4 protein-coding genes and 1 pseudogene are annotated in these 1,776 nt (G+C 42.2%); all 5 read left to right on the forward strand.

Annotated elements, in window-relative coordinates; all coding sequences use genetic code 11:
* Positions 1-21: 21 nt before the first annotated feature.
* Entirely contained in the window at positions 22-354 is a 333-nt protein-coding gene (locus ACERC7_RS10545) for a hypothetical protein (protein WP_373666898.1), read from the forward strand.
* Positions 351-797 carry a RusA family crossover junction endodeoxyribonuclease gene (locus ACERC7_RS10550; RefSeq protein WP_373666895.1) on the forward strand — a complete coding sequence of 149 codons (447 nt, stop codon included), beginning with the start codon at positions 351-353 and terminating at the stop codon, positions 795-797. Before ACERC7_RS10545 ends, ACERC7_RS10550 begins: the two co-directional genes overlap by 4 nt.
* Positions 775-1,302: a DUF1642 domain-containing protein gene (locus tag ACERC7_RS10555; protein ID WP_373666896.1), complete on the forward strand. Its 528-nt coding sequence runs from the start codon at positions 775-777 to the stop codon at positions 1,300-1,302. The genes ACERC7_RS10550 and ACERC7_RS10555 overlap by 23 nt, the downstream gene beginning before the upstream one ends.
* A complete protein-coding gene (locus ACERC7_RS10560) occupies positions 1,299-1,601 on the forward strand; it encodes a DUF1372 family protein (RefSeq protein ID WP_373666897.1) in 303 nt (100 codons plus the stop codon). Before ACERC7_RS10555 ends, ACERC7_RS10560 begins: the two co-directional genes overlap by 4 nt.
* Positions 1,602-1,604: 3 nt before the next feature.
* A pseudogene (locus ACERC7_RS10565) lies at positions 1,605-1,776 on the forward strand (site-specific DNA-methyltransferase); the annotation flags it as partial.

A 1,776-nucleotide genomic window follows, 5' to 3' on the forward strand; every position in this document is an offset into this window, starting at 1 on the left:
CAAGCAGAATGGAGACAGAATATGCTGACAAAGATTAACGTACCTAAAACCTCTATTGTGATTGAGATTGAAAACAAGGAAATCACAATAGATAACATGATTGGTTATGACATCAAAATGGTTTTTCGTAATCAAGATGCCGAACCGTCCCTTGATGAGAATGGGGACATTTTTGAACCGTTGTACTGGTTAGATATCAGAGCGTGTCCAACTGATGACATTGAGTTTCATAGCAGTCTCGGTGTGAAGGCTGAAAAGAGGAAGTTTGCTGAGTTACAGGCATTCTTTGAATATGTTGAGTCTAACAAACGTAACCTCTTTGACCTTTGCGGATTGAAAGGGGAATTGAGTTGAAGTTAGTCTTAAATATCGAACCTAAGCCCCAAAGTCGCCCACGATTTGCGAGACGTGGCAATTTTACCGCAACTTACGAGGACAAGGAAATGAAGTCTTGGCGGGAGCGGTGCAGGTTGCTTATTGCCAATCAGTACATGGGGCAGCCCACGCTTGAGGGGGCATTGAGGGCAGATGTGAGGTTCTACATCAAACCGCCCCAGTATGTTTCTAAGCCTAAGAAAAATCAGGCAGCCTTGCAGGCGGAGTCAATACCAGTAGGTAAAAAGCCTGATATTGACAATTATGAGAAAGCCCTGTACGACAGCATGAGCGGTATTGTCTTTCAAGATGATGGTCAGATTGCTCTGCATACGGTGGGCAAGTTTTACAGCCTCAATCCACGGATTGAGGTAGAAATTGAAGAAATGGAGAAGGAAGATGAACGTAGAAGAAGCGATTAAGGTAATTATCGATATGGGAGAGTATGAGCATTTCGTAGATGAACCTATCTCAAAAAAATCTGTACTTAGTATCATCAACCAAATTGACGAACCGAAAAGAGTCGTTATTCCGAAGTTTGTGGCGGATTGGATTGAGGAATGTAAAGCTAAAAATTATGGTATTGGTGAGTGTCTAACTAATGCTATAGAGTATGCAATGCCTGAAGAAGTTATTGCTTGGTTTGATAGCGATAAAGAAACTGAGAAGGACAAGGAACTTTTAATAGCTAGAGCCTATTTAGATGGCTATGAAATTGAGCCAGAGAGGCTGTATACGGTGAGGATTCCTAACCCAAACCATGATGGGATAACTGTCCTAGAGAAAGTTGCTGACTACATCATTCTAAATCAGATGGAAGATTACACGAAATACTGGGTGAAAGAACCTGAGTTCCATCTAACTGAGAATGAAATTAAGAAAGACTTTGAGTGGGCTTGGCGATGGGCTAAGGAGGTGGAGGGATGAAGCATTTTGAAAATCTAGGCAGTTTATGTGCCTATATCGTCATCCTACTATCACCGCTGGTTATTATCCACAAAATGGATAAGTTGGAAGCCAAAGTCACTCAGCACAAGGTCATCTACTATCAGGTGGATAGCTACGGCGGGGCTTGGCATGGTAAGGTTACCAAAAAGGAAATTACCGAGACGGGTTATGCCGTTGAGGTCGGCACCTATGGCCGTTTTCTGGTCACAAAGGAGCAGTACGATACAATCAAGGTGGGCGATGAAGCCCCAGAATTTTTGAAGAAGAGAGGAAGTTGAGTAATGAGTATATTCTTGAACCAAGATTGTGTTCAAGGCATGAGGTGCTATCCAGATAATTATTTTGACCTAGCTATTGTTGACCCACCTTATTTCTCAGGACCTGAGCAAAGGAAATTCTATGGTAAAAAAGTCAGCTCTATTGGAGTCAAAAGAGTCTATGAACAGACCTCTG

The organism is Streptococcus sp. E17BB (assembly GCF_041807725.1).
Classification (GTDB): domain Bacteria; phylum Bacillota; class Bacilli; order Lactobacillales; family Streptococcaceae; genus Streptococcus; species Streptococcus entericus.

Coding starts and splice junctions, on each gene's coding strand:
- ACERC7_RS10545 (WP_373666898.1), top strand. CDS start 22: ATGCTGACAAAGATTAACGTACCTAAAACCTCTATTGTGATTGAGATT.
- ACERC7_RS10555 (WP_373666896.1), top strand. CDS start 775: ATGAACGTAGAAGAAGCGATTAAGGTAATTATCGATATGGGAGAGTAT.
- ACERC7_RS10560 (WP_373666897.1), top strand. CDS start 1,299: ATGAAGCATTTTGAAAATCTAGGCAGTTTATGTGCCTATATCGTCATC.